The sequence below is a fragment of the Frankia sp. AgKG'84/4 genome, assembly GCF_023242965.2.
Classification (GTDB): Bacteria; Actinomycetota; Actinomycetes; order Frankiales; family Frankiaceae; genus Frankia.
In genome coordinates this window covers 1-2918 of the sequence record NZ_JALKFU020000628.1, presented here as the reverse complement: position 1 = coordinate 2918, position 2918 = coordinate 1, and the positions used below count along the sequence as shown (strand labels likewise).

Genomic DNA, 2918 nt, shown 5'->3' with positions numbered 1-2918 from the left:
GCTCACTGCCAGCTCGACCGCCCGCTGCCTCGCCCCACCACCTCGGTCAGCCGGCGTCTCGTCAGGCCTGGGCCCCGCCCCGGGCGGCCGGCGGCGCACAGCGCCCGCATCAGGCTGGCCGCCACCGATTCGCGCAGCGGGTGGGCCGCGGCCAGTTCGGCGAGTTCGGGCACCAGCTCGGCGCCGCCGCCGAGACGCAGATCGGCCTTGATGCGGCCCTCGACGGCGGCGAGGCGGCGTTCCTCCAGCCGGGCGATGACCGCCCGGGCGAACGGGGCGTCCGCGACATCGGCCAGCGGCGGCCCTCGCCACAGCTCGATCGCGACGCGAAGGATCTTGGCGGCCTGCGCGTCCTCGCCGCAGCGCAGCGCCTCCCTGCCGTCGGCAACGAGACGCTCGAAACGCACCGCGTCGACGGCCTCGGCGGGCAGGGCCAGCCGGTAGCCGGCGGCCTGGAACTCCACCGGCAGCCCGGGGACCGTCCGACGCAGCCTCGAGACCAGGGCCTGCAGCGCACCTGTCGCCGCCGCCGGTGGATCACCGGCCCACAGCCCGGCGATGAGCCGCTGGGCGGGCACCAGCCGGCCGGGGTCGAGCGCCAGCAGGATGAGCAGGGTACGCAGCCGGGCCCCACCGACGTCGACCGTCGCCGCGGAGACCCCGGATCCGGTCCGGACCGCCAGCGGGCCCAGCACGCAGATCTGCACGAGCTGATTCTGCCCGTCCGCGAACCCTGTGGTCGATGCGTTTGTCTGGCGGCGGCGCTCCGCGGCCCGGCCGGCGGCCACCTATGATCGGCTTCTGCCCCGTTGGGGGCAGCGCGATCACGACGGGGGGAGGCCGCGCGTTGAACGGTTCCGATCTTCTTGCCGATGCCTTCGGGCGCATCCGCGACGAGGTGCGTGACGCCGTCACCGGTCTCGGCGCCGACCAGCTCGCCGACCGGATCGACGGGTCAACAAACTCGATCGCCTGGCTGGTCTGGCACCTGACCCGGGTTCAGGACGACCACGTCGCCGAGGTCGCGGAGGTCGAGCAGGTGTGGACCGCCGCAGGTTTCGCGGCGCGGTTCGGGCTGCGGCTGCCCACCGCGTCCATCGGCTACGGCCACACCTCTGCCGACGTGGCCGCGGTGCGCGTCGACGATCCCGACCTGCTCGTCGAGTATCACGAGGCGGTCCACGACCAGACGGTGCGCTACCTGTCGACGCTCACCGACGGTGACTTCGACCGGGTCGTCGACGAGCGCTGGGAACCACCCGTCACCCTCGGCGTCCGGCTCGTCAGCGTCGTCTCGGACGATCTCCAGCACGTCGGCCAGGCCGCACTGGTGCGCGGGATCCTCGAACGACGGGCGTCCTAGCCGCCGTGCCCGGCCGCTTCGTCACGCGGGACGGCCGAGTTGTCGATCTCGACCACTGGCGGCCGGGCGAGGGCCTGCACGAGTTCTTCGTCAGCGCCGGGTCGATAGAGCTGATCATGCGCGACGCCGGGGTCCCGCAGCCGCCCGAGATCCCCGGCTGGCCGCCGGCGGCCGACGCCGACGACTGACTACCACCACCACCACGAGCGTCGGCGGCGCCGCGTCCGAGTCAGGGATTGCGGGTGCGTAGCAGCGTGCGCAGCTCCGCCTCCCAGTTCACCCCTTCGCCCTCACGGCCGGTCGGCACCTGCGCCTCGATCTCGGCGAGGAAGCGGGTGACGACCGAACGGCACAGCTCCAGGTCCGCCCGCCCCGACGGACTCGACAGGGAGACGGTGACGACCGCCCGGCCCCGCGTCCGCGTCGGGCGGATCCGGACATCGCCGGTGCCCGCGCGGGTCTGCGTGCCCTCGGCGAGCAACGAGCGGGCAAAGATCCAGGTAATGGACTCCCGGCCAGGACGGAGGATGAGCTCCACCGCGAACGGGTCCGCCGGGTCGTAACGCAGCGTACCCGCAACGGCGGTGCGTACCCCGTCGTCCGTGACGAAGTCGGCGGAGAGGTCGCGCACCACGACATGCGCGGGCGTCGAACTGTGACGGAGCATTCGCTGCCTCCCAACACGGTCGGAACCGACCCTGTCAGCATCGCCTCCGTCACCTGCTGCCGGCGCCACCCGAGGGGCCCCAGTCCACAGGCGGAACAACCCTCGGGCCACGGGCCGGTCGGCCGGAACTGCCCGGATCCGCTACGACAGCGACCGGCCGCGCCGCGCCGCGCGGCCAAACTCGGCCTAGGAAATCTTCCGTGGATCTTCTGTTGGTCAGATGAAGATCCACCCGACAACCGCATCGACCACGGGCCGTCGCCGCCTCGGGCGTGCCCAACCTTGGGGGCGTCGGCCGTGTGCGGCACCGTGAGGGACCGCTCCATGTCCGGAATGTCCGTGGGGGCGCGTGGGACGGAGGCTTCCCGTCGCTTTGAACGGGGTCCGCGTTCGGATTATCCCTGTCAAGGAGTCAGGTAGCGGCTCAGCCACGCACCACCGGCGCAAGACGCTGGCCAAGGAAACCAGCGCGGCGTCCGACCTCAAGATCCACGAAAAGCAGCCTAGCCCCAGGTGGACAGGTTCTGGCTCATGCCGGCGACGTACACGGTGTTCACTCCGCGGTTGGCGCCCCGGGTGTCGAGGACGATGGCGCCGTTCGGCCGGACGCGGCCGATCTGGTCGTCGACCTCGTCGTGCAGCGCGTCCACCTGCCCCGTCCGATCCCCACCGACCCGACCCCCATCCTCACTCTCCGCGGTGGCGGCGGGTGTCGCCGCTCGGCGCCGGGCACCGACGGCTCGCCGCACCTGGTCGGTCGCGCCCGCACCGTGCTCGGCACCCAGACCGGGGATCAGGGCGGCCAACGGATCGCCGCCGAGCAGCTCGCCGGCCCGGCCGTCATCGGCGTCGCCCGGCCGGCGCAGCGGCAGGGGCGCGCCGCTCGGC

4 protein-coding genes and 1 pseudogene are annotated in these 2918 nt (G+C 72.9%); 2 read left to right on the top strand and 3 right to left on the bottom strand.

Annotation, left to right across the window (positions count from 1 at the left end; translation table 11 throughout):
- Nucleotides 1-2: 2 nt before the first annotated feature.
- On the bottom strand, nt 3-707 hold the full coding sequence (locus MXD58_RS30825) for an AfsR/SARP family transcriptional regulator (RefSeq protein ID WP_250609997.1): 705 nt from the start codon (nt 705-707) through the stop codon (nt 3-5).
- Nucleotides 708-847: 140 nt separating this feature from the next.
- Here MXD58_RS30825 and MXD58_RS24235 point away from each other — a divergent pair, with 140 nt between their 5' ends.
- Both MXD58_RS24235 and MXD58_RS24230 read left to right on the top strand, forming a co-directional pair.
- Nucleotides 848-1363 (top strand): mycothiol transferase, encoded by a 516-nt coding sequence (locus MXD58_RS24235; protein ID WP_248837330.1) that lies wholly within the window; start codon nt 848-850, stop codon nt 1361-1363.
- Nucleotides 1364-1368: 5 nt separating this feature from the next.
- Nucleotides 1369-1551 carry a hypothetical protein gene (locus tag MXD58_RS24230; RefSeq protein ID WP_248837329.1) on the top strand — a complete coding sequence of 61 codons (183 nt, stop codon included), beginning with the start codon at nt 1369-1371 and terminating at the stop codon, nt 1549-1551.
- A gap of 41 nt (nt 1552-1592) precedes the next feature.
- On the opposite strand, the gene MXD58_RS24225 is transcribed toward MXD58_RS24230, so the two are convergent.
- Both MXD58_RS24225 and MXD58_RS24220 read right to left on the bottom strand, forming a co-directional pair.
- Complete coding sequence (locus MXD58_RS24225; protein ID WP_248820203.1) at nt 1593-2030, bottom strand: SsgA family sporulation/cell division regulator; 438 nt, start codon at nt 2028-2030, stop codon at nt 1593-1595.
- 503 nt (nt 2031-2533) lie between these two features.
- Nucleotides 2534-2918: pseudogene (locus MXD58_RS24220) on the bottom strand (hypothetical protein); the annotation flags it as partial.

Bases quoted from the DNA above. Each gene is read 5' to 3' on its own strand.
- MXD58_RS24225 (WP_248820203.1), bottom strand. From the start codon at position 2,030: ATGCTCCGTCACAGTTCGACGCCCGCGCATGTCGTGGTGCGCGACCTC.